24 protein-coding genes and 3 pseudogenes are annotated in these 25,716 nt (G+C 34.3%); 16 read left to right on the forward strand and 11 right to left on the reverse strand.

The features are described from left to right. Positions 1-124: 124 nt before the first annotated feature. Positions 125-562, reverse strand: coding sequence for a MerR family transcriptional regulator (locus JG30_RS01160; RefSeq protein ID WP_046315478.1), 438 nt, complete (start codon positions 560-562; stop codon positions 125-127). A gap of 150 nt (positions 563-712) precedes the next feature. Between JG30_RS01160 and JG30_RS01165 the strand changes: the two genes are divergently transcribed. The 6 genes from JG30_RS01165 (at position 713) to JG30_RS01185 (ending at position 5,894) form a co-directional block, all read left to right on the forward strand. Continuing rightward, entirely contained in the window at positions 713-1,126 is a 414-nt protein-coding gene (locus tag JG30_RS01165) for a cupin domain-containing protein (RefSeq protein WP_046315479.1), read from the forward strand. 120 nt (positions 1,127-1,246) lie between these two features. Continuing rightward, positions 1,247-2,110 carry an aldo/keto reductase gene (locus JG30_RS01170; RefSeq protein WP_046315481.1) on the forward strand — a complete coding sequence of 288 codons (864 nt, stop codon included), beginning with the start codon at positions 1,247-1,249 and terminating at the stop codon, positions 2,108-2,110. Between the two features lie 547 nt (positions 2,111-2,657). Continuing rightward, positions 2,658-2,870 (forward strand): hypothetical protein, encoded by a 213-nt coding sequence (locus JG30_RS08560; protein ID WP_052725149.1) that lies wholly within the window; start codon positions 2,658-2,660, stop codon positions 2,868-2,870. Continuing rightward, entirely contained in the window at positions 2,851-4,380 is a 1,530-nt protein-coding gene (locus JG30_RS01175; protein WP_245626299.1) for an ABC transporter ATP-binding protein, read from the forward strand. The genes JG30_RS08560 and JG30_RS01175 overlap by 20 nt, the downstream gene beginning before the upstream one ends. 396 nt (positions 4,381-4,776) lie before the next feature. Further along, positions 4,777-5,316, forward strand: coding sequence for a TetR/AcrR family transcriptional regulator (locus JG30_RS01180; protein WP_046315484.1), 540 nt, complete (start codon positions 4,777-4,779; stop codon positions 5,314-5,316). After that, positions 5,313-5,894 (forward strand): NAD(P)H-dependent oxidoreductase, encoded by a 582-nt coding sequence (locus JG30_RS01185; protein WP_046315486.1) that lies wholly within the window; start codon positions 5,313-5,315, stop codon positions 5,892-5,894. Before JG30_RS01180 ends, JG30_RS01185 begins: the two co-directional genes overlap by 4 nt. A 118-nt stretch (positions 5,895-6,012) precedes the next feature. On the opposite strand, the gene JG30_RS09245 is transcribed toward JG30_RS01185, so the two are convergent. The 3 genes and pseudogenes from JG30_RS09245 to JG30_RS01200 form a co-directional block, all read right to left on the reverse strand. After that, complete coding sequence (locus JG30_RS09245; RefSeq protein WP_052725151.1) at positions 6,013-6,306, reverse strand: acyltransferase; 294 nt, start codon at positions 6,304-6,306, stop codon at positions 6,013-6,015. Between the two features lie 48 nt (positions 6,307-6,354). Continuing rightward, positions 6,355-7,218 (reverse strand): aldo/keto reductase, encoded by an 864-nt coding sequence (locus JG30_RS01195; protein ID WP_046315488.1) that lies wholly within the window; start codon positions 7,216-7,218, stop codon positions 6,355-6,357. Positions 7,219-7,235: 17 nt separating this feature from the next. After that, a pseudogene (locus tag JG30_RS01200) lies at positions 7,236-7,809 on the reverse strand (aldo/keto reductase). A 133-nt stretch (positions 7,810-7,942) separates the two neighbouring features. On the opposite strand from JG30_RS01200, the gene JG30_RS01205 reads away from it, so the two are divergent. Continuing rightward, complete coding sequence (locus JG30_RS01205) at positions 7,943-8,803, forward strand: LysR family transcriptional regulator (protein WP_046315490.1); 861 nt, start codon at positions 7,943-7,945, stop codon at positions 8,801-8,803. A 129-nt stretch (positions 8,804-8,932) separates the two neighbouring features. Here JG30_RS01205 and JG30_RS09290 read toward each other — a convergent pair. From JG30_RS09290 to JG30_RS01220, 4 genes and pseudogenes are all read right to left on the reverse strand, one after another. After that, positions 8,933-9,109 (reverse strand): annotated as a pseudogene (locus tag JG30_RS09290) (type II toxin-antitoxin system RelB/DinJ family antitoxin); the annotation flags it as partial. 329 nt (positions 9,110-9,438) lie between these two features. Beyond that, a complete protein-coding gene (locus JG30_RS01210) occupies positions 9,439-9,993 on the reverse strand; it encodes a DUF2815 family protein (protein WP_046315491.1) in 555 nt (184 codons plus the stop codon). Between the two features lies 1 nt (position 9,994). Beyond that, a complete protein-coding gene (locus JG30_RS01215; protein WP_143443873.1) occupies positions 9,995-10,282 on the reverse strand; it encodes a hypothetical protein in 288 nt (95 codons plus the stop codon). Positions 10,283-10,380: 98 nt separating this feature from the next. Beyond that, entirely contained in the window at positions 10,381-10,899 is a 519-nt protein-coding gene (locus JG30_RS01220; protein WP_046315494.1) for a sigma-70 family RNA polymerase sigma factor, read from the reverse strand. 376 nt (positions 10,900-11,275) lie between these two features. Here JG30_RS01220 and JG30_RS01225 point away from each other — a divergent pair, with 376 nt between their 5' ends. The 4 genes from JG30_RS01225 (at position 11,276) to JG30_RS01240 (ending at position 17,438) form a co-directional block, all read left to right on the forward strand. After that, complete coding sequence (locus tag JG30_RS01225; protein ID WP_046315496.1) at positions 11,276-12,691, forward strand: HamA C-terminal domain-containing protein; 1,416 nt, start codon at positions 11,276-11,278, stop codon at positions 12,689-12,691. Continuing rightward, positions 12,678-15,272, forward strand: coding sequence for a DEAD/DEAH box helicase (locus JG30_RS01230; protein WP_046315498.1), 2,595 nt, complete (start codon positions 12,678-12,680; stop codon positions 15,270-15,272). Before JG30_RS01225 ends, JG30_RS01230 begins: the two co-directional genes overlap by 14 nt. A 1,426-nt stretch (positions 15,273-16,698) precedes the next feature. After that, positions 16,699-17,100 (forward strand): YbgA family protein, encoded by a 402-nt coding sequence (locus tag JG30_RS01235; protein WP_046315500.1) that lies wholly within the window; start codon positions 16,699-16,701, stop codon positions 17,098-17,100. Continuing rightward, positions 17,076-17,438, forward strand: a complete 363-nt coding sequence (locus JG30_RS01240) for a TIGR02328 family protein (RefSeq protein WP_046315503.1) — start codon at positions 17,076-17,078, stop codon at positions 17,436-17,438. The genes JG30_RS01235 and JG30_RS01240 overlap by 25 nt, the downstream gene beginning before the upstream one ends. A 100-nt stretch (positions 17,439-17,538) precedes the next feature. On the opposite strand, the gene JG30_RS01245 is transcribed toward JG30_RS01240, so the two are convergent. Together JG30_RS01245 and JG30_RS01250 are read right to left on the reverse strand one after the other, a co-directional pair. Beyond that, a complete protein-coding gene (locus JG30_RS01245) occupies positions 17,539-17,997 on the reverse strand; it encodes a DUF3021 domain-containing protein (protein WP_046315505.1) in 459 nt (152 codons plus the stop codon). After that, the gene (locus JG30_RS01250) at positions 17,994-18,428 is read right to left on the reverse strand and encodes a LytTR family DNA-binding domain-containing protein (protein WP_046315506.1); all 435 of its coding nucleotides are present in this window, start codon (positions 18,426-18,428) and stop codon (positions 17,994-17,996) included. The genes JG30_RS01245 and JG30_RS01250 overlap by 4 nt, the downstream gene beginning before the upstream one ends. Before the next feature lie 438 nt (positions 18,429-18,866). Here JG30_RS01250 and JG30_RS01255 point away from each other — a divergent pair, with 438 nt between their 5' ends. From JG30_RS01255 to JG30_RS09295, 3 genes and pseudogenes are all read left to right on the forward strand, one after another. Beyond that, positions 18,867-21,638 carry a DNA methyltransferase gene (locus tag JG30_RS01255; RefSeq protein WP_046315508.1) on the forward strand — a complete coding sequence of 924 codons (2,772 nt, stop codon included), beginning with the start codon at positions 18,867-18,869 and terminating at the stop codon, positions 21,636-21,638. A 425-nt stretch (positions 21,639-22,063) separates the two neighbouring features. Beyond that, positions 22,064-22,363 carry a hypothetical protein gene (locus tag JG30_RS01260; protein WP_046315510.1) on the forward strand — a complete coding sequence of 100 codons (300 nt, stop codon included), beginning with the start codon at positions 22,064-22,066 and terminating at the stop codon, positions 22,361-22,363. 335 nt (positions 22,364-22,698) lie between these two features. Next, positions 22,699-22,892, forward strand: a pseudogene (locus tag JG30_RS09295) (DUF7010 family protein); the annotation flags it as partial. A gap of 26 nt (positions 22,893-22,918) precedes the next feature. Here the strand turns inward: JG30_RS09295 and JG30_RS09165 are convergent. Continuing rightward, the gene (locus tag JG30_RS09165) at positions 22,919-23,137 is read right to left on the reverse strand and encodes a hypothetical protein (RefSeq protein WP_046315512.1); all 219 of its coding nucleotides are present in this window, start codon (positions 23,135-23,137) and stop codon (positions 22,919-22,921) included. Between the two features lie 247 nt (positions 23,138-23,384). Between JG30_RS09165 and JG30_RS01270 the strand changes: the two genes are divergently transcribed. Then, on the forward strand, positions 23,385-24,917 hold the full coding sequence (locus JG30_RS01270) for a class I SAM-dependent DNA methyltransferase (RefSeq protein WP_046315514.1): 1,533 nt from the start codon (positions 23,385-23,387) through the stop codon (positions 24,915-24,917). Beyond that, positions 24,907-25,509: a restriction endonuclease subunit S gene (locus JG30_RS01275; protein ID WP_052725152.1), complete on the forward strand. Its 603-nt coding sequence runs from the start codon at positions 24,907-24,909 to the stop codon at positions 25,507-25,509. Before JG30_RS01270 ends, JG30_RS01275 begins: the two co-directional genes overlap by 11 nt. Positions 25,510-25,716 lie beyond the last annotated feature (207 nt).

Consider the following 25,716-nt stretch of genomic DNA (forward strand, 5'->3'; position numbering starts at 1 on the left):
GTCTCGATTAGACCCGGTTGCGTGCCCGTTTGCTAATTGTGATTCGTTTTTAGTGTGTTGGGCATCTCGGATAAGTTATGATTTGCAGTCCTGTTCGAAACGTCAGTGAGTGTGGAAAAGGTGTTTATTCATGATGGCCTAAGCGGTGTAAATAATCTGCGAAACTTTCTTTTTCTGAAGTTAGGCCGGCTTCTTTGGCTTCATACCAATTAATTTTATCGTTGAGAATTTGTAAATGATGTTGAATATCAGCGAATTGTTGTAAAAAATTATTTTTCGTGCTTTTCAATAAGGCTAAACGCTGTGGAATGGTGCAATCGCCTTGTTCGCGCCAGGAAATATATTGTTTTAAGTCGCTAATACTCATGCCGGTGCCTTTTAAATGTTTTAAGAATTTCAGCCACCGGACATCGTCTTGCGTATAATAGCGGTGTCCGTTGGAATGACGTTGCGGCTTAATTAAGCCTTCATTTTCGTAATAACGTAAGGTGGGCGCGCTTAATCCCATTTTGGTTCCAAATTCACTAATGGTGTAAGTTTTCTGATTAAGTGAGGTAGCCATGTTTATCCTCCTATTAAAGTTAACTTTAGATTACATTATAATCAACTTTGATCTTTTAACAAGATTCACTTTTTGATTGACCTCAAGTGTACTTCAAGGACTATACTGGCTTTACTTTCAGAAGTTCAAACAGAAAGGAGAAACAATTAAATGACCAAGCAACCAGTTGAACAACCAGGAGTTTTTGCCACAGGGCCGAAAAATGAGGCTTATGCCCAGTACTTTATTGGTCAAAGTTATAATAATGCTTTGGTAACTCCCGGTCCGGATGTCAGCGTTCCGGTGGCGAATGTCACCTTTGAACCCGGCTGTCGCAATAATTGGCATATTCATCATAATGGTAGTCAAATATTACTCGTTACCGGAGGTGAGGGTTGGTATCAAGAAGCCGGACAGCCGGCGCAGTTGTTAAAACCAGGAGATGTTGTGATTGCCCATGATGGGGTCAAGCACTGGCATGGAGCCACCAAAGATTCTTGGTTTAGTCATTTAGCTATCACCACTGGCACTGCAGAATGGTTAGAGCCCGTGAGCGCTGAAGAATACAATCAATTACCGCATTAAATTCAACCAGGCGAGCGGAGGAGCTTGAATGAATCGAAATAAAATAGTCGTGCAGTTAATCTTTAACAAAATGACTCATCATTAAGCAGTCTGACGTAAAAAATAAGGGGGAAAATTGGAATGACTATTTTAAAAGAAAACTATCAACTAGCTAACGGCGTGCAAATTCCTAAATTAGGATTTGGAACGTGGTTAATCGATAATCACCGCGTAACCGCAGCGGTCACCCAAGCGCTGGAGGCGGGATATCGGCACCTGGACACCGCTCAAGCCTATGGCAATGAAAAAGGCATTGGCGAAGCGTTACGGCAAACTGCGGTGCCACGCGAACAAGTTTTTGTAACTACTAAACTTGCCGCTGAAATTAAGTCCTATGACGTCGCCGCCCAAGCAATTGATCAGTCGCTAACAGATTTGGGACTGGATTATGTAGATCTGTTACTTATTCATGCTCCCCAACCGTGGGACAAGTTTCGAAATGGGGAACATTATTTTGCAGGGAATTTAGCTGCCTGGCAGGCGATGGAAGCAGCCTATGATGCCGGCAAAATCCGTGCGTTGGGGGTGGCTAACTTTGAGCAGAAAGATCTAGAGAATATTTTGACCCATGGTCGAATCAAACCTGTAGTAAATCAAATTTTATTACACATTGCCAATACACCGTTTTCACTGCTGCATTACTGTCAAGAGCACGATATTTTGGTTGAGGCCTACTCTCCGATCGCCCATGGTCAGATTCTACAAAATCCGCAAATTAAACAAATGGCGGCGAAGTACCAAGTGTCTGTGTCGCAATTAGCCATTCGATATTGCTTGGAATTAGGCACTTTACCCTTACCTAAGAGTGAAAATCCAGCGCATATTGTCGAAAATGGCGCTGTGGATTTTCAGATTGCGCCCGCAGATTTAAAAGCATTAGAAGACTTACCGCAGATTACCAACTATGGTGACGCGAGTTCTTTTCCAGTGTTTCATCAACAATAAAGTTTAACTTGAAAGTACGGAACTTGGTTACAAAGTTTTGTACTTTTTCTTTGCCATGATTTCTTGTCAGCGGGGTAGTTTAATAATTGGAACTTGTGATAGTGCAGTAGGTGGCCGAAATTGCGTTTCAGACAGATTAGATTCAAAGAAATGAAAAAAGCTACGTGACCACCCAAGCCTGGACATCAGTTATTCTGCCATCAAACGAAGACAATTGGGCAGATGAAGATCTAATTCTAGATAAAATTAATTGGTTATTTGACTCCTGCTAATGTAGTTATCTATGAGGAGGTTAAATAAAGGGTTTGCCCCAAAATAATTAAAATATAAAGCATCTCTCAAGCAGCAGTTATAACGATATCGAGGCTTTTATTTAACGATTATTAATAAAAATTTTTTCGCCATCATTTTAAAAAAGTTCAGTACATTTTAAAAAATACCTGTTGATTATAAAATGTTTAGCGTATAGTAATGAATACCAAAGCAATTAAATAAGACAATTGTTAGGTTTATGAACTGAAAAAAATATGAGAAGGAGTTTTTATTAATGCACAAGTTTAAAGGATTCGATCGACTCAATTATTATCTGGCACTAGTTTTTGCCGGTTTAATTTACCCGCTGATCAACTTATTGCTGGCGCTGGTTTTAAAAAGATTAATCGACGCCGGGGTAGCCCGCGATCTGAGTGCTTTAAAGCAGGCCAGCGGGGGTATGTTTACTAGTCTGTATCTTTTTAGCGCTGGCAGTTTTTGGCAGTGAACGGACTAAAAATAAATTTGTGAAGCACTTTAGGCAACAATATCGGCCAAAAGTCTTTAATCAGATTCTGACCAGTGATTTACAAGCTTTCAATAAGCATAGCCTAGGTGATTTTTTGACAACCATGACCACGACGCTTTCGACTATTGAGGAAAAATATCTGACAGCCTATTTTAATATTGTGTCTAATGTCTCGCTGTTGCTTTTTTCGGTGCTGGGGATGTTGTTCATTAATTGGCAACTCGCCATAGCCGTGCTCATCATCAGTTTAATTCCTCTGTTGAGTATGAGTGGCTTAAGTGGCAAAATGCAAGCGCAACAAAAAGCAGTTTTGAAGTGTCAAAATGATTATGTTTCAAAAGTCAAAGATGCTTTGGCCGGTTTTTTAGTAATTAAGAGTTTTAATATTGAAAAACAGCTGAACCAAGAATTCCAAAGTAAAAATAATCAGCAAGCAGCTAGTGAATTTGCGCTGGTCGAGCTCAATAATCGGGCCATATCCCTTTCTAATTGTGCGGGATATTTAGTTTTTCTGGTAGCGTATGGTCTCGGCATGTTAATGGTCATTCATGGGAGGACCAGTATCGGGGGCGTGACCGCTATTGTTCAATTAGTTAACTTCGTGGTGTTGCCGTTGAACAAATTGGGTTTGGAAATGAACAATAAAAAAGCCGGTTTAGCAGCAATGGCAACTTTGCAGCAATTGTTGGATCAAATACATAAGCCCCTCGCAGTTCGCCAGGACGACTTAGAAATAACGCAATTTACCGCGAATATTAAATTCACACATGTTAATTTTGCTTATCCGCAACAAGGCAACATAAGGCAAAAGGTACTGTCCAACATTAATTTACAAATCAATAAAGGCCAAAAATATGCGCTGGTGGGGATTTCTGGCAGTGGCAAAACCACCCTATTAAAATTATTAATGCGATATTACCAGTTGGATACAAATGGCAGCATTAGCCTAGATAATGTAAACCTCAATCAAATTAGTTTAGCGTCATTGTATCAACTAATAAATATTATTCAGCAGGATGTTTATATTTTTGATAATTCGCTGGCTTATAACATAACTTTGGGAAAATCTTTTACGGATCAAGAACTCCATGAGGCGATCAAACAAGCAGGTTTAAAACCCTTAGTAGATAGTAATCCCCAAGGTATGGACTTGCAGGTTGGAGAAGCAGGCAATGAATTATCTGGTGGGCAAAAACAACGCATTTCCATCGCACGGGCTTTAATTAGAAAGACACCAATTTTACTCATGGATGAAGCTACGGCGGCTTTAGATCAAAAAAACACTACGGAAATCGAAGAGGCAATTCTCAAAATCGCTGATTTAACAGCTATTGTTGTAACGCACAAATTGAATCCGAATTTATTAAGCAAATATGATGCAGTCATTTTTATGAAAGATGGCACGATAACCGAGAATGGTCCCTTTGAAGAGTTAATGCAGCAAAAAGGTGATTTGTATAATTTATGCAGCTTGACGATGAATCATTAGGTGACAATCTGGTAGTTATTAGTGCGACTATCCAATATGCAATTGGCAAAGTGCGATCGATGGAGTAGTAACAACTGTTGTCAGGAGAAAGCAAGCGAAGAATCTAACGAGAATTCATTGGGACCAGCAGGATATTGTAAAAGGGCGTTATTAAAAACAATTGTTCGACCAGATGGCATAACTATCATGTTCCCGCCTGCAGGAAATTCAGAAAACAAGATATCTCGAAGGAAAAGGATGCGATCAGTGTTAATTATCGTTCGGCCTATCAACCGAACGGTATTTTTACTTTTTAAATATAATATTATAATTTTTAATCTTTTTAACTTGACGTTGCTAAATAACACTGTTATATTCTAAATTATAGATAACATTGTTATGTGAGGAGCTCCGTAAATGGATAATACCCAAGATAAAATAATTCAAGCAACGATCGAGTGGATCCAAAAAGATGATTACAAAAAATTATCAATGAGAAAATTAGCGGCCACAATTGGGATGACCACGGGCGCCATTTACAAATACTTTCAAAATAAAGAAGCGTTGTTTTATCAGGTGTCCATAGTGTTATCACGCCGCATTTCTGAAGAATTAACCATTGACCCCAAAGTTTCACCTCAAAATAATCTGCTTTCGCTTGCTGAGCGTTTTTGTGTCTTAATTAAAAAACAACCCAAGCTGGTGAACTTTCTGTTTTTTAATCCAAGTTTAGATGAATTTTATCAACATATGAATCATGACTTTAAGTTTTATGATCTGGTAATGGGCTTAGTACAGCAAGTCAACCAGGGTGGTATTAGCGATCAGCAATTTTTCACGCAGATTTGGTCCTTTATTCAAGGCTATTCCTTACTAATACTAAAGGGAGTTGCAGATTATGATTCCCAGTTAGTTGAATTAACCTTAGCTGAAATGATTGGAGGTATCAAAAAATGATTTTGCTAATTTATTGTCATCCGTATGAGAAAAGTTTTAATCATGCGGAATTAGAAGTAATTAAGGAAAATTTAAGTACTGCTCATCAAAAGTACCAAATAATCGATTTGTATGCGGAGCAATTTAATCCCGTATACTCCAAGGAAGAATTGAGGCTCTATCATCAGGGGCAAACCATCGATCCCCTGGTTACGAAATACCTAAAGCTGTGTCAACAAGCGCAGACGGTGATTTTTATTACCCCTTTTTGGTGGAATGATATTCCCGGAATGTTAAAAGGCTTTATTGACAAGGTGATGAAAGAAGGAGCGGGCTTATCCCATACTGTCACTAAAATCGGAGTGAAAGGGGAGCTGACTAATGTTCAGCATTGCTATGTGTTAACTACTTCCACTGCGCCCACTTGGTATATTCGCTTCTTTTTAGGTAATGCTATCAAGAAAATTTTCATTAACAAAACTTTGCGCCAATTAGGGTTTCGTAATATTAAATGGCAAAATTTTGGTGGTATTACTAATTCTTCACTGGAACGTCGAAAGAAATACTTAAGCTTATTAACTAAACAGTCTTTTAGCTAAAAACACCCCCAGCTAAAATAGTTGAGGGTCGTAAATCAATTATGGACAGCTCAATTTTGAATGCGGATGGCTTGTATCGACAAAAGCGGATATAGCTTGGATTAGTTGAATTTTAAAATTATCCTTGTTGAATTTTTTCTGGATATGGGATTTTCGTAATTACTTTTGCTGGAATACCAGCAACAACAGTGTTTGGTGCCACATCTTTAGTTACAATTGCACCAACCGCATTGTCGCCAATTGTCACCCCTGCTAAGATTGTTATCCCTGCTTCTAGCCAAGCATTATTTTTAATTATAATTGGTGCACATAGTAGTTTTTCTCGGTCATGTAAATCATGATTATTTGCTAAAAACTGACAATTAGCAGCCATTTTAACATTATCTTCAATTGTGATTTGGTCGGAAGACATCATTCCTAGTAAAAAAGACAGGCATTTGCCTGTCCATCATACTGGTCATTAATCATTAGCATGAACGTCATACGCACTCAGCATTTTTTCAACACCCGGCGCATCGGGGTCATGCTGGCCGTTTCCCTTATCTAATGCTCGCATTTGGTCCATTTCCGCGGAGTTCAGTTCAAAATCAAAAATATCGATATTGCTCTTAATACGCGCTGTATGAACTGATTTAGGGAAAATCGTGACCCCTTCTTGGTGCTCAAAACGCAGGATAATTTGGCCGACATCCTTATCATATTTTGCTGCCATTTTGGTAATTACCGGCTCCTTTAATAAATCCGCATTTCCTTGCCCCAGTGGTGCCCAGGCTTCTAAAGCCACACCGTTTTTGGCCAAAATTTTCCGCAGTTCTTTTTGTTGGAAATAGGGATTAAATTCAACCTGATTAACTGCCGGCATTACTTTGAAGTATGGGACAAACTTCTGCCAGATTTTCGGGGTCATGTTAGATACACCGATGGAGCGGATTTTTCCCGCTTTTTGCGCTTCTTCCATTGCCTGCCAGGCTTCGTTAACCTTACCGTATGGTTGGTGAATTAAATAGAGGTCAATATAATCTAGGCCCAGCTTTTGTAAAGAAAGATTGATCGCTTTCTTGGCGTCTTCGTAGGCATAGTCTTGTAACCAAAGTTTGGAAGTAACCCAAATTTGGTCACGAGCAATGCCACTATCTTGAATTGCTTGCCCAACTTCCTGTTCATTAAAGTATGCTACTGCTGTATCAATATGACGATAACCAGCAGCAAGTGCCTCCTTTACCGCCTGGTAAGTAGAACCATCTGCCGGAATTTGGAAAGTACCAAAGCCAAATGCAGGGATTTCATTGCCATCGTTCAGTTTAAACGTTGGAATATTAGCCATTTTGGATTGCCTCCTAATTAAATCTCACTATCCTTAACTTGTTGTAAACTCGAACCAAATATCTGTTCAATCGTGACCGGATCGCGGTGGTCAAAAAATTGACTTTCACCCTTATCTAAACTTGCCATTGTCTTCATATCATCGGCTGATAATTCAAAATCAAAAACATTAATATTTTCTGCCATTCGCTGGGGATGAACAGACTTTGGGATTACGGTAATTCCCCGTTGCAAGAGCCACCGTAGAATTACCTGGCCAGTGCTTTTGCCGTATTTGTCCGCAATGGTCATAATCGTTTCGTTTTCAAAAAGATTGTGCTTGCCTTCCGCAAACGGGGCCCAGGCTTCCACTTGCACATCCTCACTTTGGTTGAATTTGACTTCCTGGTTTTGCTGGTACCAAGGGTTAACTTCAATTTGGTTCAGAGCTGGCTTGATAGGCAGCTGCTGTATCGATTAACCGATAGCCGTTGTTTAGAGCATCCGTGACGGCCTGTTTTGCTTGGTTAAAATCTGGTATCTGGAAAACCCCGAAGCCCAGGGTGGGCATTTCAACATCATTGTTTAATTTGATTGTTGGTACATTGTTCATTTATTACTCCTCCCAATGTTACTTGTTTAATTCATCTTTGACTATATCTTAATAGCCAAGGAGACCACTGAAAATTACTAAATTTCCATGCTAGTATACGAATGGCGTATACTAACAACGAGAGGAGCTTTAAATGATTGATAATTACCTATTGGAAGAATTAGTCGCCTTTAATAAAAATAAGACTCTGGCCAAAACCGCTAAGCAATTATTGATTACCCAGCCGACAGTTACTAGAGGCTTGCAAAAGCTTGAAGAAGAACTAGGGGTCCAATTGTTTGACAGACAACCCAATAAACTACTGTTGACTAAAACAGGAGAATTAGCTGCCCAAAAAGCGGAGCAGCTACTGGAAGCTAATAAGAATTTTGCTACTCAAATTAGAAACTATGCCGCAAATCAACGGGTTGTCAGAATCGGAACGATCGCACCCGGGCCGCTTTATGTTGCTAAAGAGGTGGCTAAAGACTTTGCCATGAAGACTGATCACCAATTTATTCAACCCCAAGATGTTACTGAGAAATTGCAAGAGTTACAGTATTCTCTTATTTTTAGCCAAAAGGAAATTCAAACCGAACAAATTGAGTCAGTTTATGTGGGGCAAGAACGGTTAAGTGTTCATTTAGATAAATTCATGTACCTTGCGAATCAACGAAGTATCACATTTGAGGAGCTGAAGGGATTAAGCTTTGTTGTCATGGACGACATTGGGACGTGGAAGACAATCGTTCAAGATAATATTCCTAATGCTAAATTCCTCTACCAAGCCCAGCGGGATTCGTTAAATGAAATTACCAAGTATACGAAGTTTCCCTATTTTACTACTAACATTACAAATTTAACTGATGAAAGTAAGATTTCTGACATTGATCGCGTCCAGATACCGATTACTGATAGTACTGCTGCAATGCCTTTTTATGCCTCTTACTTAAAAATCCAGCATTCGAGTTTAAAGCCAATTGTAAAGAGGATCCTTGAAATATGGCCACAATAATTTATATTATTGAATCGGCTTGGGTTACTTGATCAGCTGATCAAGTGCAAGGTGAGGTATCGTTGGGCTTAAAACAGTTTATTAAAGATATTCATTGCATAGCTTAGCTCCTTTCAGGATATAAGAAAATCATCTACTAAAGAAACCAATTTTATTATTAAATTGTTCTTTGGTAAGGGTTGAATAGTCAGTAGGTACACGTTTAATAGTATTTTTAAAGGGAATTCCTTGTTGATTAACTACCTGTTGTAAGAACATATTAAATGCAGTTGTCATTGGAACTTTTAATTGGGCTAATACTGATTCAGCTTTCTTTTTTCATTCTGGTAAAACGCTAGTGAAGACACTTGAGGTTTTCTTTTTTGCGGTGCCATAATATTCCTATCTTGTTTTAAAACTATTTTAGAATTTTTGTCATACTGTAGAAATAGTTTGCACTCATAACATCAATCATCTGTGACTGTAATAATCCGAGTCACTATATATTCATCACGACTAGCACCAAAACTAACGAAATAAAAGCGCTGATCGTGCGGAGTTTTGTATTTGAATAAGTTTTCATATCAATTAAGATTTGCTTTATTAAAAAATTACTACAAAAATAGGTAGTCGCTATCGACTACCTATTTTTTGATTTAATCAGAGAAATCTTTATCACTGTTGTCGTAAATGACGGTAAAGTCATCACTGGCACGTGCATGATCACCTAAAGACTTACCATCACGGATTTTTTGAATATTGCCAAGGCCACAAGCAATGCCACGATTACCGTTGATATTAAAGGCATAGAAGTTAACAGATACACGAGCATAGCAGCCACTATAGACTTCGTTGTGATCGAGAATTGGCTGGATATGCTTATCCACAATTTGTGGTGCTGTAATGGAGGCAGCATAGATGAAATAGCTATCCTGGTAGGCTGAATCATTACGCTCAAGATCGCCGTCGCGCAAGGGTAATTTGAGAGAAGCCTTATTGTAAGACTTCTTACCACCTAACTTACCAACTCCTTCTCTGATAGCGACATTGATGGCATTTTTAATAGCTTTAATTGTCTTTTTATCCGATTTGGGAATGATTAGACTAACCGAATACCTTTTTTTACCTCCGTTGATGTGCTTTGGTTCCCAAACATTAGCGTATGCGAGACGTGTATCAATTCCAGTTACTACTTTAGTGTTTTGTGACATATTATTTTACCTCCTTAAGTTCTTTGTTCGTTTTATTTACCAATGTTTTAGAGCCAGTATGAATTTGATACTGTGTGGAAATCATGGAATCAGTAGCTTCAACAATTTTAACAACAGTTGTTTCATTCTTCATAACACTCATTGGCTTCCTCCGATAATTAATCATCCAGTAGCGCGATTTGCCAAATAGCCAACATGGTACTCGTCCATGAAACATAATGCGAAGTATGTTAACGACAGCATCTTGAGGGAGATGTTTGTTAACGCTAATTAATACTTTATTAATCATTTTATCAAGTCCTTTCATTGGGTTTAGTGAAATCTTCATAACACCTATTTGCCAGTTATCAAAAAAAAGTGAACCAATTTTGGCTCACTTTTCTCTAATTAATTTTGAACGCCATAATACTGACGTAATTTTTTGAGTGCTGTCTTAACATGACGTCCAGCCATGGCCTTGCTAATGCCCATCTTCTTAGCAATTTGATTTTTCTTAATGCCGTTGCAGTAGTATTGTGTGACTGCATACCTTTGATTGCTAGTCAGGTTAGCTAAAGCATTTGGCAATTGATTAGCTAGCTGATTCCAATTATATTGGTCTTCTTTTTCAGTGATTTTGTCGAGTATGGTATTTTTATCATAAACCGAGGCAACTTCGATAGCCCTTCGGTCCACTAAGGTATCCATCATATTTATATCTTGGTTGACTAAATCTTTCTTGAAAAATTTATCTTGGTGTCGTTCATTACGATGATCAGAATTGTATTGTTGATGGTCGAAATCAAAAATGACATTTCCCACTGCTTTCGTGATTACCACAGTCTGGTTGCTCATTTTCTTTACACGTATGATTAACTTATCATCTTTCTGTCCTACTAATTTGTACTCGTTATTATTAAAACTCATAAAATGACCTCCGTATTGAATTTCCCAAGCTAAGGAATCGAAGGTATATGAAAGGCCACATGAAAGGCAGCATTAAACAGGCCTAAACGATAAGATCGCTTGGGTACTGCAGCCTTCCTTCCGATGGTTGGTCACAGAAAGATTGTTTGAATAATAAGATAGAAATGTCGGAAAATAATCACGTCTGAATATTCGTTTCTACCTTTAGTGAAAATGATAGGTGATTTTGATCTTTATAAAAACGCTATTCAAACTCTAAAAAGCTCAAATTTTGCTACAAAAAAAGCGCCCTTGTGAATAGGCGCTAGATCTGAATAGTAATAATGTATTATAATTAAAAGAAATATATAATGCATAAATATAACGGGTGATATCTATGGTGAAACTAAAATTTGGGAGTTTGCTATCTGGTTTTTGGGCTTGCTCTAATATGACGCAATGTGCAGCCTGTGATCACTTATTTAAATTAGTTAATTCTAATTATGATGTACAAGAGGGAGTTGCTACGAAAATGAAAAACTGTTTAGCTTCTTTACCTCGTGATATAGCACAAAAAATTTATTATATTGAAGAGGATGATGAATTCGTTGAAAATATTCAAAATGATATTGTTCCTCTAATAACAAAGCCGTTGCCTTTTATTGCTTTTATTATCGATTGCTTGAGAAAAGATAGTAGTTTAAATGATGACAAGTCAATTGGAATGAAATCTAAAAGGTATTATTTAAAGTGTAAATCCTTTGATCTAGCAAAAACTATAGCAGACTTTTTATTCTTTACCATTATACAAAATGATAATCGGGATTCAGAAACACACGAATACATAAAACGTCTTTCTAAATCAAAAATTAATTCCTTTAATACAAAAGGATTGTCATTGATAAAAGCGAGCAGTCCACCAAAAAATTTTGATCTTACATCTTCTAATGATAATTTTGATTCTGTATTTGAAGAAGTTTGTGTTGGTAATCTTAACATCCCAAATCCTAATAATATTCATGGCTTTAAATTGAAAAATAATCTATATGAAGCAGATTACACACAGTTAATTGAATTACTACAAAATAATATTTGTAATTACGTTTATTCTCGAGCTGAGATAGATCAGCTAAAAAAACACATTGATTTCGCAGATGTCCAACGAAAAACTTTATTAGCGGCTTCCAAGCTAAATATCCAAAGCAGTACTTTAGGGGATTTGTTAACTTATCTTTTTATTGAAAACGAAGAGAAAGCACCCAAATTAATGAGTAAAATCGAGTTTAATAATTACAAAAATGATTTTGATGGCATCTACCTAAAGAAAATTAATGATAGTTATCAGATTATATTAGGAGCATCCAAAATACATTCTTCGATCCACGATGGCATCTTAGACGCAGTAGAAAGAATCCGTACATTGATTTCACAATCGTTTCATCCTTCTGTATTGGTATCAGATTTTAATTTTAATAGAAGATTTTCTGTAGATGATATAAAAGCACTGAAACAAATATTTATTCCTATGCATCCTCAATATGAGCTTGAGGTTAAGGGATTTGGAATTTTCATAGGGTATTCGATGAATTTATCGTGCGATATTAATTCGCTATCCAGTAAAGAAGCGCGGATAGCAATTAATTCTCAAATTCATGAAGACTTAAAAAGTACAATTTTTCAATTAAATAAAGCTATTGAGGACAGAAAAATTCAGCAGTATTCGTACTATGTTTATTTATTACCATTTAATGATGCGGTAAATACAAGTAAGAAAATAATGGAAAAGGTATTAGGAAAAAATGAAAACAACTAATCGCATAGTAATGCAAGAATTTTTTGGAGATATAATGTCAAATAAATATCTAAAAGTTCTTTTTTCTAAACTTTTAGATGAATATTCAAATAAAGTTTTTGGTAAAGATTTCCAAATAGATCTATCAGCTAAACGTGATTTGATGCGTTTTGCTGATTTACTAGCCCATTCTAGAATGCTTAAAGAATCTAGCTATCATCAAAATTTATCACAGCAAATTATTTTTATGTTAGAAAATATATTTGTCGATGATATTTCTATCCAATTTGTTAAGCAAAGAATTCTATTTTCATTAAATAATTATTCTTTTCCAAATAAGGAACTACATACCACACAATCTGGAGATGCACTTCTCAATTATTTGGTAAATAGTTACAAAAAAGATGAATTAAAAATTCCTGGTTCAGAGAATAAGATTTTTATAGGTGATCAGAAAGAAATTTACGATAAAATGTCGAGAAACAACCTAAGTTTCTCTGCACCCACGTCAATGGGAAAATCTTTTCTGGCTAGAACATATATTAAAAATGAAATATTGGGTAATAAAAAAAATAATTATGCATTTGTCGTTCCAACCAAAGCATTAATCAATGAAATATCAAGTAAAATTATCAACGATTTGGGGAATGGTTTATCTCAAAAAAAATATCGAGTTATTAGATCAGTTGGTGAGCTGAACGGGTATAACCAAGGTAATATTTATCATTATATATTTGTTATGACACCTGAGAGACTAATGTACTTACTTATATCATTTCCAAGTATAGATTTGCCATTTGTCTTTATTGATGAAGCTCAAAATATCTCCAAACATGATGAAAGATCTGCTTTTTATTACAATCTAATTGACATGTTGGAAGTAAAACATTCCCGAATTGCATTTGCAGCACCTAACATACCTAATCCTGATATTTATTTAGAATTAATAAGTAACAATGATAAAGAAAAGGATGCTAGGAGCATAGAATTCTCACCAGTAGTTCAAATACCATTTGTTATCAATTTTATAGATAAAACAATTAAAATATATAATTCCATAAATGAGCACTTTCAAGCATTAAATAATATAAAAGAAAATACGTTGTTTGATCTAATTGATTCCTTTTCTTATCTGTCGAATAATACAACTCAAAATCTTATTTACTGCAATAAAATTGATAATACTATTGGCCTATCAGTGCAGTATGCTGAAAAATTAGAAGATAAAAATGATGTTGAATTGGATAAACTAGCATCAGATATAAAGAGTGAAATAAATGAAGATTATTATTTAGCCGATTTAGTAAAAAAAGGGGTAGCTTATCATGTTTCCTTTTTGCCTAAAAGAGTAAGAATAAGAATCGAAAAAGAGTATAGATCAGGTAAAATAAAAAATCTTTTTTCAACTAGTACTTTGATGGAAGGAGTTAATCTTCCTGCTGATAATTTAATTATTACAAGTAATAAAAAGGGGAACGCCAACCTAAGCCCTATGGATTTTAGAAATCTTATAGGTCGTACGGGCAGATTGAATCATTCTATGATAGGAAATGTGTTTTTAGCTATAATGCCAGAATCATTTTCTGGGAGGTCTAATGAACAAGACTATGTGGAATTGCTTGGATCATCTAACGAAAAACAGAAATTAAATACAGATCTTTTAACTAAAAATGTAGTATTGCTAGTGAAAATAAGTCTTTTAGAAGGAGATCTTACATTGAAAGTATTTCACAAGCTTTCTAATTGGAAATATAAGACTATTAGAAAGTTTGTACTGCAATATCTTAATGATATTCAAAATAGTAGGCAAAGCATTGTTAGAAAAAAATTTCAACATTATATAACACATCAAGAGGAACAAGAGATCCTAACTAAATTATATGAAAAGTATAACGATAATTTCGATAATGATGTAAATATTTCTACTGATCAGACCAGTAAATTAAAGTTAATGATTAAACAGGGAATGAGATACCCACGATTTGATGATAATGAACAACTTAATTATCAAGAGGTTCTGAATTTTCTTGATCAGATGGATTCAATATTTAATTGGAAACAGTATGAGAAAGGTAGAATTGGTAATCCAAATAAGCGCCGTTGGTATGCTGTTATATTAATTCAATGGATATCGGGAGTCGGCTTAAGAAATATTATTAATAAAGCAATCGAATATAAACGTTATAATCCTAAAAACGCTATATATCACAATCAAAAATATTATGATTTTAATGATTCTAAGTCGCAAAAAAATATTGTTATTAATGATACATTAAATGTTATACAGAACGTATTACTTTTTGACTTTGCGAATTATTTCCTCAGGGTATCGAAAGAATTAAAACATTATTTAAATGTAAAAAACTTGGACAATGATTGGTATGAGTTTATCGAATATGGAACTCACGACAAGTTCAGGATTTGGTTACAAAAATGTGGGTATTCCAGAGAATCTGCTTACTATATAGAAAGACATCCAGAATTTTTTTATAATGATAATATGTCATATTATTTAAGCAGTATGTTGATTGATGTTGATGATGCTAACCTTAGAGATGAAACTAGGGATATTATGTACAATCATCCTGAAATTTTTATATAATTTTTATATATTAATTAGAGCTTTTGAAAAAATAGAAGTAACAACGAGAAAATATATAATGAGTTAACAAAAGTACAACTTTCAGCCATTATTCATTCAATGAAGTTAGACTATCACTATTTGTCATATTCAGGAAACAAAAGGTCTACTGATTTAGACGCTAATATTTTAGTTCCAAAATTAAAGAAATGATCTATCTACTTAAAAACCTTCCCGATGTAAGAAAAGCCGTCGTTCTTTAACTTATGAAGAAATCAGTGTAGATAACAAATTAGTTAATTCTGGATTTATTTTTAATAACGAAGCTCGTCATTAGTTAGCTAACTACTATGATGTCGCAAAGTTCTCTTTGAGTATGCAAATGACGATTATTAAAAAAAGAGCTAAAGCGGAACATGATATACAAGCTACTGTTGGTGATTTAATTCATCAGTAGGAGAAGTGGAATCAAAACCAGACTGCTGGATTTGTAGAAGAAAAGACTAGCAAGCGGAACAACTTTATTGAAAAAGTTTTGGATAAAGAAATATCCCCTATTTGTTTAAATCAACAGATTTAATTAAGAAAATTGAAATAGTGATTTAACTAGTTTTTAAATTCACAAATACTAATGCTGTCTTCAGTAAAAGTAACTGGTTGATTTTTCGGGAAAATTATTACAAATAAAGTAGGGAATATTAAATTTTGAGTTTTAACTGAAAGGTCCTTCAGTTAATTTACTGTAAAATTTATCTTGTATAATTTAGTTATTACAGATCAGAATAAATGACTCAAAATGTTATTATGAAATATCATTTTGGAATTAGTAGTATTGGTTTAAGTATTAATAGGCAAGTTTTATTTTTACCCAGAATTGAAAGTGTGTATTATGCGATAAAAAATATCCGTAATAATGACTTAAGAAGTCACGCCTAATTGGAGACTAATATATATAGAAAGTAATAGTATTCAAGTTGAATCATAACGATATTTAAAATCAGCACTAGGTTGAGTTGAGTGATTATCTGTTATCTTTATATCTCTAACATTGCCAACTCTTATGATAGCAAAATAGCAACTTATGTATGAATTTACAAAAATTAAATCGCTAGATACTTTGTATTACTGAATGCATACAAAAAGTTTATTAAAAAGATCTCTTGTATTAAAAGCATGTGTATCAACAATCAAGTTAATTATGATTTTGTTAAGAAACAAATTTATAGCTTTATTTGCCATTATTCATTTTACAAAAAAATCCCAAAATATTAAAGCACTAGTATCTTCCTCAGTAGTAGTAAATGAATCATTATTATTTTAAATGTTGAGAATTGATTTAAAAATCAGTTTGAATTATTTGTCTTAATGCAGTGCTTAGTAATAAAATTCAGGCAGTTCCAATTTTAATTACTAGTATTTAATCCGACTAGCAAATGGGGTGCGGCAAATGTTGCAATGGCAAGAAGAGTGGGCTTATAACAAATACTGGGTCATGGCGCACTCCCAACAATGTTACGAACAGATTCGTCGATTAGCTAAAAACAACGAGTGGTCAGACCAAAAAGCGGCTGCCTTTCACCGTTTATTAGACACAGCAGCCCACCAAGCACCGACCACGCAGACTTTAACTAATACCTATCAACATGTTTGGGGTTATTTTAAGAAAATCTGCACCGCGCAAGAAAAACAAACTTATTTACACTTACTACAAACATTATCCCCACAAGCTGATGATTTAGGACCATTTTTAGGTTATTTAGCTAGTAAATATCAAGTTACTTATTTGTTGAATTCACGTTTAATTCAGGAGTCTAAAAGTAAATCATGCGCTTATGGCATCAAGAATTAATTTGGCAATTACCCAGGCAGCAATTATTAGGCCAACATCGCGAAATTGCCGCTTTGCGCGGACGTGGCTGGGGGAAACCGCATGCCACTGTTAATTATGTTTTTCAATATTCACCATATAAATTATATCAATTTCATTTATTGGTATTAGCTGAAATGCAACGGCGCCATTATCACCCGAATCTCCAGTGGTTTGATCCCTATTATCGCGGACAGTATTGTCCTGAGTACGAAAATTTACCCGCTATTGCCTGGACTGATCCGATTTATCCCGAACATGATGCCGCTTATTTACAAAGTTGCCTAAATAACTTGCATCAAAAAGGAATTGATTTGTAGTAGATCATGATTAGTCAAATAGAAAAATAAATAAGATTGTATAAAAAGGCGAGCACTTTATAAAAAATGTTCACCTTTTTAATTTTTAAAAATAAATAAACTATTTCTTTTTGATTTTATTGTTTATCTCTCTAATTTCTTTTCCAATTGTGTAAGATCTGATAAACCATATGGTTATGTAAATTAAGATGAATATTCCAGTAAAAATCATAAAATTAACGATATTTAATGGGAACCAACCTGCTAAAAAAGCCAGCGGGGTGAAACCAATGTAATAAATCATAAAATTAATGATTGTTTTCTTTAATAAGGACCACTGTCTAATAGCAAAGACAAAGCTGCCAAAACCGAATACTAATCCCATTAATGCCCAGAGAATTACGGAAACTGTCATAGCGTTGAGGGGGGTAGCAAATTTGGTGGTAAAACTGGGATCTGAAGGATAGTAGGTCGAGTTTTGATTGAAAAAATTATAACAAAGTGAAACTATTAGTCCATAGAGGGTGCCTTCAGCTGAAAACCTGAATGTATAGCTGATGAGTTTTTTCGTGTTTTTCATATCCCTAACCTCTTTTTCAGGTTCTTAATATTTCTTCTTGATATTTGTACGCGATGTTTATTAGTCAGAACAACATCAATTAACCCATTATCAAGTAATTCAAGGTGGTCGATGTATTGGTAATTAAATATGGCGCTGCGTGAAGCTTCAATAAAATAGTTTGGTAAATCTGCTTTCAAATTTGATAAACGATCATTATAGGTTAGCTGCTGTTTTTCTGTATAAATTTTAATATCTCTATTAGCAACCTCCAGGGAATAAATGTCTTCAAACTGAATGGGATAAATTTGAGATTGATAATGACACCATAATGAATTTTCGGACTGTGCTAATTTTTGCAAAAGTTCATTAATTGCTGGTGTCATTTTTTTGATCCATAATTCACCGTGCTCTTCACTGATATTAGGATCGACATGGCAATTAATTTTCATTCCTAGCCCTCCTTTCTGCTAATAAGTATAATATGTAAATCTTTTTTTATTGGAGGACTACTTTAAATGGTTGAATAAATGTCATTATTAGTTATTAAAATGGTAATTCTGGTCAAAACTAGTTTCTTTTTAATCCAAGAGAAATTAGATTATATCAATTTACTGAAGTTTAATTGGAAGAATAGCAATTTTAATTACTGGGAATGCAGATGAAGAAAATAGCCGAATAAATTAAGATTAGATGTGGCAGATTAATTTGTTTTATCTGATACATATTGATTTTAAAAGCTAGTTTTTAATTTTTCAGTCTGTTTAGCATTTTAATCATTCTTACACTTTCAAGCACTAAAATGTCCTCCTTAATTAAGTTTTTCTACGACTCCAAAATTTATCTTGTATAATAGAATTAATTGTTAGAATTATAGTGAGGATACAATAGTGGATGTTACAACGCAAAAAAGAAATGCAAAAAAGTTTATTGAAAATTGGAAAAATCGCGGTCATGAAAAACAAGACAGCCAGTCATTTTGGTTAGCCTTATTACGTGATGTAGTAGGTGTAGAAAAACCAGAAAATTTTATTGATTTTGAGGAAAAAGTACAACTTGAACACGACAGTTTTATTGATGCTTACATTGATCAAACTCATGTAATGATTGAGCAAAAGAGTAGTAGTAAAGATTTGGATAAGCCAATTAGACAGTCTGACGGAATATTACTTACGCCATTTCAACAGGCACAGAGGTATTCTGCTGGGTTATCTTATTCAAAACGTCCACGTTGGATTGTAACTTGTAATTTTAAAGAATTTCGTGTTTATGACATGGAGCATCCTAATTCAGAACCAGATAAAATTGAATTAAAGGATCTAGCAACTGAATATTATCGTTTGGAATTTCTAGTTGATAAAAGCAATCAACATTTAGAAAAAGAAAAACAAGTTTCAATTAGTGCGGGTGAATTAGTTGGGCAAATCTATGATGAACTTTTAAAGCAGTATAAAAATCCTGATAGTGAATATTCACAAAAAAGTATTAATCAACTTTGTGTAAGAATTGTTTTTTGTCTTTATGCAGAAGATTCTGGTATTTTTGGACGCAAAAATATGTTTCATGATTACCTTGAAGACTTTGATGTACACCATTTTAGGGCAGCTTTAATCAATCTTTTTAAAGTTTTAGACACAAAAGTAGAAGATAGAGATCCTTATTTAGCTGATGATGAACCTAAACTTGCAGAATTTCCTTACGTTAATGGTGGAATGTTTTCAGAAAAAGATATTGAAATTCCTTCGTTTACTGATGAACTGAAAGATTTACTACTTAATAAGGCTAGTAATGAATTTGATTGGTCTGAAATAAGTCCAACTATTTTTGGCGCGGTTTTTGAATCTACTTTAAACCCAGAAACCAGACATCAAGGTGGAATGCATTATACTTCCGTTGAGAATATTCATAAGGTAATTGATCCTTTATTTCTTGATGATTTAAAAGATGAATTTAATGAAATTAAGAAAACAAAGCAACCTGCAACATTAAAGAAAAAAGCTAAAGCATTTCAAGATAAGATTGCTAATTTAACTTTTATGGATCCAGCCTGTGGTTCTGGAAATTTCTTGACGGAAACATATTTGCAACTTAGAAAGTTGGAAAATGAAGCTATCAAGTTAATATATCCTAATCCAATTTTAGACACTGATATAAGTAAAAGCATAATTAAGGTATCTATTAAGCAATTATATGGTATAGAAATTAATGACTTTGCTGTTTCTGTAGCCAAGACTGCTCTTTGGATTGCAGAAAGTCAGATGCTAGAAGAAACAAAAGATATTTTTTATGCTAATTGGGATTTTTTACCTTTAAAGACTTATTCGCATATTCATGAGGGAAATGCTCTAACAATGGATTGGAATAAAGTCCTGTCTAATTATGCTTGCCATTATATTATGGGAAATCCTCCTTTTATAGGTACTAAGTACGAAAATGAAAATCAAAAAACAGATATAAATAATTTGAATCATAATTTAAAAGGAATTGATTATGTTTCAGGTTGGTACTATAAAGCAATTGAATACATTCAAGACACTAAAATCGAATGCTGCTATGTGTCGACCAACTCCATAACTCAAGGCCAACAAGTTGCTGTATTATGGTCAATACTTTTAAAATTAGGCATTAAAATAAATTTTGCATATAGAACTTTTATTTGGACTAGCGAGGCAAGTCAAAAGGCTCATGTTCATTGTGTTATTGTAGGTTTTTCGTTGTTTGATAGGAAAAGGAAATTTTTATACGAAAATGGCTTAGTTTCTAAAGTATCCACAATTAATCCATATCTTGTGGATGGTCCAAATATATTGATTAAGTCAAGAAGTAAACCTCTTTCAAATGTATTGGAGATGGTAAAAGGGAGTCAGCCTACAGATGGAGGAAATTTGATTTTAAATGAATCAGAAAAATCAGAATTAATTAAAAGTGAGCCTAAATCCAAAAAATATATAAGAAGGTATATGGGTGCGAACGATTTAATAAAAAACAAGTGTAGATATTGTTTATGGTTAAAAGATTGTCCACCAAATGATTTAAAAAATATGCCATTAATTTTAAAAAGATTGAAATTAGTACAAAGTTCAAGATTGAGTAGTAAAAAAGCAGCAACACAAAAATGGGCGAAAAAGCCGGCATTGTTTACTGAAGATAGGCAACCCAATAGTGATTATTTAATGGTGCCAGTAGTTTCTTCTGAGCAAAGAAGATATATACCTATGGCCTTTGTGAGTAAGGAAGTTATAGCAAATACTAATGCACAGATGATTCCTAATGCTGGCTTATACGAATTTGCCATTCTTGAATCAAATATGCATATGGGCTGGATGAGAACTGTAGCTGGAAGAATGAAAAGTGATTATGCCTATTCTGCTAAAATTGTTTATAATAATTTTCCTTGGCCGAGTCCTACTAATGAACAAAAGGAAAAAATAAAAAATACTGCACAAGAGATTTTAGATGCCCGAGCCTTATATCCCGATGCCTCACTTGCTGACCTATACGATACATTAACTATGCCACCTGAACTTCTAAAGGCTCATCAAAATAATGATCGTGCAGTAATGGAAGCGTATGGGTTACCAGTTAAAAGTACAACAGAAAGTGATGCAGTTGCTTTTCTGTTTAATCTTTATAGCAAACTAACCAAAAAAGATGAAAATTAATTCGTATATATTTTTGAAAAAGTTACTATTCAGAATAAGCAACTGCGCTAATGAGCAGCAGAAATTGCGATCTTTTAGCGTTAAAGTTAAGGATTCTGAGCTACTATTCTAAGCTAAAGAATTTGAAAATATTGTGTTGGGAATTAGAAAACATTTAATCTTAACTAAAATCACAAAATGGAATCGATTCATATTAAAGAAACGAATGAACGTTACATTACGTCACTAATTCAAAACTATATTTCAATAGCTAATCAGTCCAGACAACAAGTAAATGTAGCACAAGAATCTCAGCACATGATGAGAAACTACAAGTTGGTGATTATATTGCTCAATATGCTAAAACTAACGAGCCACGAGCAAAGCATATTCGCTTTATTTGGAAAGATGTACAACAGGATCCGCAAAAATATTCTCATCAAAGAGTGGAAGAAGTACTAGAAAATTCCATCAAACAAGAAAGCCAACAAGTATTAATACAACTGGCAGATGATTTTGGCCTGGATTATGATAAATTGCAATATGTCATGGACAATTACGATCCTGATACTTCGAATCCTAAAGGAATGGAAGACCTAGTAAGTAGAAGATACTTTGACAAATTTAAAGAAGAACACCCCAATACTCAATTCCAAAATTTTCTTGACTGGAAAGGACAAGTTCGCCGTCAAGTGAAGAAAGTCTATGAGACACAGATAAGACCTTTAACTACTGAAATTAGTTAAATAGAGAATGTCATTAATGCAGGTGATTTGAAGGCACATTCTAGTTGGTGAAATGGATCAGTGCAGCTATCTAAAGTCGTGAAGTAAATTCAAAGAATATCAATCAATTGATGTTCTTTGAATTAATTAGCGTATGGCATCATTCAAACTCAAAGCATCGTAGTGACTATGAACAAATTTTGCTAGGTGGTAAAACCTTACACGTTAAAGCCATTGCTACGAGAAGACAATAGATCTTGGAAAAATATATTGAAGATTCTAGGCAATTAGTAGATAGCTACTTTTAAGAAACCGTTGACTTTGAACAATTCAATGGTTTTTCTTTACTTTTGTTTGTGCCACAGTCTTACTTTATCTCTAAGTTAATTAATGTTGATTTTCAAAACAAAAATAATCCATTAACCGCGTTAGGCATAATGTTTTCTGTCAATCAGGTACTTTATTTACTAATTGCGATGTTGATTTATCCCACTATACCCGCAAAATGCTTATGATATTAGCGATTATCTTTGGGGCGCATTTACTGCCGTATAGTTGGCTGTATAAGTCACGGGTTTATTTGATTTTGTCGATTTTTATACCTTTTTGCTTTAGCCGTTGGACTAAACTTGAAGCCAGCCATTTTGGCTTTGATAATGATGGAAATCGAAATGGTCTTTTCTTTAGCTTTAATATGGGAAAACAAAAGATATCAGGATTAAAAGAATCAGAAACTATATGTGGAGCAGGTATATTAATTATCTGTTCTTTTTTATAATTTAAAATTGCAGTCAATGAGTTAACTCTCCTAAAAAGGGCAGTTTGAATCTTTTAAAATGTATATTAATAAAGCTCGTTATTCTAGTTAATGAAGCACATTTAAAAACTGAAAGCAATAATTAGATCAAAAACATCTAGAATAAAATATATATTAATTTGTTAAACAAAAAAATAATCAAAACATATACATATACAAAGTGTATAATACAATTAGGATTTTTAGCATATGGATTACATTTAAATACTAAAGGAAACTTATTATATGGCAATAAAAACTAAAGATTTGAGTATAGAGGATAAACTCTGGGGAACTGCAAACGCTTTAAGAGGCAGTATGGATGCTTCTGAATATCGTAACGTAGTTTTAGGCTTGATTTTTTTAAAATATGTTTCTGATTCTTTTGAAGCGCGACGAAGTGCATTATTAAAAACAAAATTTCCAGAAGATGCTGAAGATCCAGACATGTATTTGTCAGAAAATATATTTTGGGTACCTAAAAAATCACGCTGGGGACTAATACAAACATCGGCCAAAATGCCACAGATTGGTGAAATAATTGATAACGCCATGGAAGAACTAGAAAAAAATAATGATTCGTTGCGAGGGGTTTTGAGTAAGAACTATGCTTCTCCGGATCTAGATAAAACCCGGCTGGGTGAAGTGGTTGATTTAATTTCCGATATTAGTTTGGGTGATAAAAAAGCAAAGCAGTCTGATGTTCTCGGGCGTGTCTATGAATACTTTTTAAATAAGTTTGCATCTCAAGAGGGTAAAAAGGGTGGAGAATTTTATACACCTCGGTCAATTGTAAGATTACTAGTAGAAATGATTGAACCATACAAGGGCCGAATTTATGATCCATGTTGCGGATCAGGGGGAATGTTTGTTCAATCTGATAAATTTGTTCAAGAACATCAAGGTAAGATTAATGACCTATCAGTATATGGGGAAGAGTCTAATCCTACAACTTGGAAATTAGCTAAAATGAATTTAGCAATCCGCGGTATTGATAATAATCTAGGTCCACATCAAGGTGATACATTTACTAACGATTTACATAAAGGTGAACGATTTGATTTTATTTTGGCCAACCCTCCGTTCAATGTGAAAAATTGGAATGGAGACAAGCTGAGAGAAGATGCCCGTTGGAAGTATGGTGTACCACCTACTGGAAACGCTAACTATGCCTGGATTGAACACATTATTAGTAAATTAGCTCCTAATGGCAAGGCGGGATTCGTTTTAGCAAACGGAGCCTTGTCTACTTCTACAAAGGATGAGTTTGTTATTCGGAAGGCTATTTTAGAAGACGATAAAATTGATGCTATTGTAGCATTGCCGGATAAGATGTTTTATTCTACAGGAATTCCCGTTTCATTATGGTTTATTGATATGGATAAAGCTTCTCAGGGAGAGCGAACTCGTAAAGGTGAAACTTTATTTATCGATGCACGTGATCTTGGAGAAATGGTCGATCGAACTCATCGAGAGTTTTCGAAAGAGGATATTGCTAAGGTAGCTGACACTTATCATGCCTATCGTGGAACTAACAAGCAGAAATATGAAGATGTTGCAGGCTTTTGCAAAATAGCTTCTTTAGATGAGATTGTAAAAAACGATTATGTTTTGACTCCCGGACGATATGTTGGTTTAGCCAAACAAGAAGATGATGGTGAACCCTATGAAGTTAAAATGACACGGCTTACTAGTGAGTTAAAAAAGGAATTTGCTGAAAGTGATAAACTTCAAGCTCAAATAAAAGATGTTTTAAAGGAGCTTGGATATGAAATATAAAAATATAAAACTTGGTGAAGCTGCAGAAATAACAATGGGACAATCTCCAAAGTCAACTTATTATAATAAGAAAGGTATGGGAATACCGTTTATTCAAGGTGTAAGTACATTTGAGGACAATTATCCGAGAATCGAAACTTATACAACTGAATACAATAAAAAGGCACAAAAAGGTGACCTTTTGGTTAGTGTTAGGGCTCCTGTTGGAAGGATAAATATTGCTAATCAGACAATTGCAATTGGTAGAGGCCTTGCGGATTTAAAAGTAAAAAAAGGATATTCAAAATCTTATATTTATTATTTATTTAAAAAGATAGGAAATCAATTAGATTCAATATCATCTGGCACAGTATTTAGTTCTATTAATAAAAAGGAACTGAGTGATTTAAAAATAAGAATACCTGAAAAACTAAACGATCAATGTAAAATTGCTGATAGATTAAGAAAACTAGATGAAGGAATTGAGATTAATAACCAGATAAATGATAATTTACTTGAATTATCTAAAGCAATGTTTCATGAAAATTCAACCATGATGATGAGGTTTTATTATCAAACTATTTCTTGCCAAAAAGAGGTAAGAATCTTCTAAAGAGAAACGTCGTCACCGGTTATATTCCAGTTGTGGCAGGCGGTCTCACTCCTGCAGCGTTTCATAATGAATCCAATACAGAATCTCCAGTCATTACTATTTCCTCATCGGGTGCCAATGCTGGTTATACACAATTATGGGGACAAAAAGTATGGTCATCAGATTCATCATATATAGATAAAACCGTAACTGATAATATCTATTTTT

It is taken from the genome of Bombilactobacillus mellifer (genome assembly GCF_000970795.1).
Classification (GTDB): domain Bacteria; phylum Bacillota; class Bacilli; order Lactobacillales; family Lactobacillaceae; genus Bombilactobacillus; species Bombilactobacillus mellifer.

Coding starts and splice junctions, on each gene's coding strand:
- JG30_RS01240 (WP_046315503.1), top strand. CDS start 17,076: ATGCGCTTATGGCATCAAGAATTAATTTGGCAATTACCCAGGCAGCAA.
- JG30_RS01230 (WP_046315498.1), top strand. CDS start 12,678: ATGAAAACAACTAATCGCATAGTAATGCAAGAATTTTTTGGAGATATA.
- JG30_RS01180 (WP_046315484.1), top strand. CDS start 4,777: ATGGATAATACCCAAGATAAAATAATTCAAGCAACGATCGAGTGGATC.
- JG30_RS01275 (WP_052725152.1), top strand. CDS start 24,907: ATGAAATATAAAAATATAAAACTTGGTGAAGCTGCAGAAATAACAATG.
- JG30_RS01185 (WP_046315486.1), top strand. CDS start 5,313: ATGATTTTGCTAATTTATTGTCATCCGTATGAGAAAAGTTTTAATCAT.
- JG30_RS01250 (WP_046315506.1), bottom strand. CDS start 18,428: ATGAAAATTAATTGCCATGTCGATCCTAATATCAGTGAAGAGCACGGT.
- JG30_RS01195 (WP_046315488.1), bottom strand. CDS start 7,218: ATGGCTAATATTCCAACGTTTAAACTGAACGATGGCAATGAAATCCCT.
- JG30_RS01215 (WP_143443873.1), bottom strand. CDS start 10,282: ATGATTAATAAAGTATTAATTAGCGTTAACAAACATCTCCCTCAAGAT.
- JG30_RS01225 (WP_046315496.1), top strand. CDS start 11,276: ATGGTGAAACTAAAATTTGGGAGTTTGCTATCTGGTTTTTGGGCTTGC.
- JG30_RS01210 (WP_046315491.1), bottom strand. CDS start 9,993: ATGTCACAAAACACTAAAGTAGTAACTGGAATTGATACACGTCTCGCA.
- JG30_RS01220 (WP_046315494.1), bottom strand. CDS start 10,899: ATGAGTTTTAATAATAACGAGTACAAATTAGTAGGACAGAAAGATGAT.
- JG30_RS01165 (WP_046315479.1), top strand. CDS start 713: ATGACCAAGCAACCAGTTGAACAACCAGGAGTTTTTGCCACAGGGCCG.
- JG30_RS01205 (WP_046315490.1), top strand. CDS start 7,943: ATGATTGATAATTACCTATTGGAAGAATTAGTCGCCTTTAATAAAAAT.
- JG30_RS01160 (WP_046315478.1), bottom strand. CDS start 562: ATGGCTACCTCACTTAATCAGAAAACTTACACCATTAGTGAATTTGGA.
- JG30_RS09245 (WP_052725151.1), bottom strand. CDS start 6,306: ATGTCTTCCGACCAAATCACAATTGAAGATAATGTTAAAATGGCTGCT.
- JG30_RS01235 (WP_046315500.1), top strand. CDS start 16,699: ATGTTGCAATGGCAAGAAGAGTGGGCTTATAACAAATACTGGGTCATG.
- JG30_RS01170 (WP_046315481.1), top strand. CDS start 1,247: ATGACTATTTTAAAAGAAAACTATCAACTAGCTAACGGCGTGCAAATT.
- JG30_RS01245 (WP_046315505.1), bottom strand. CDS start 17,997: ATGAAAAACACGAAAAAACTCATCAGCTATACATTCAGGTTTTCAGCT.
- JG30_RS08560 (WP_052725149.1), top strand. CDS start 2,658: ATGCACAAGTTTAAAGGATTCGATCGACTCAATTATTATCTGGCACTA.
- JG30_RS01270 (WP_046315514.1), top strand. CDS start 23,385: ATGGCAATAAAAACTAAAGATTTGAGTATAGAGGATAAACTCTGGGGA.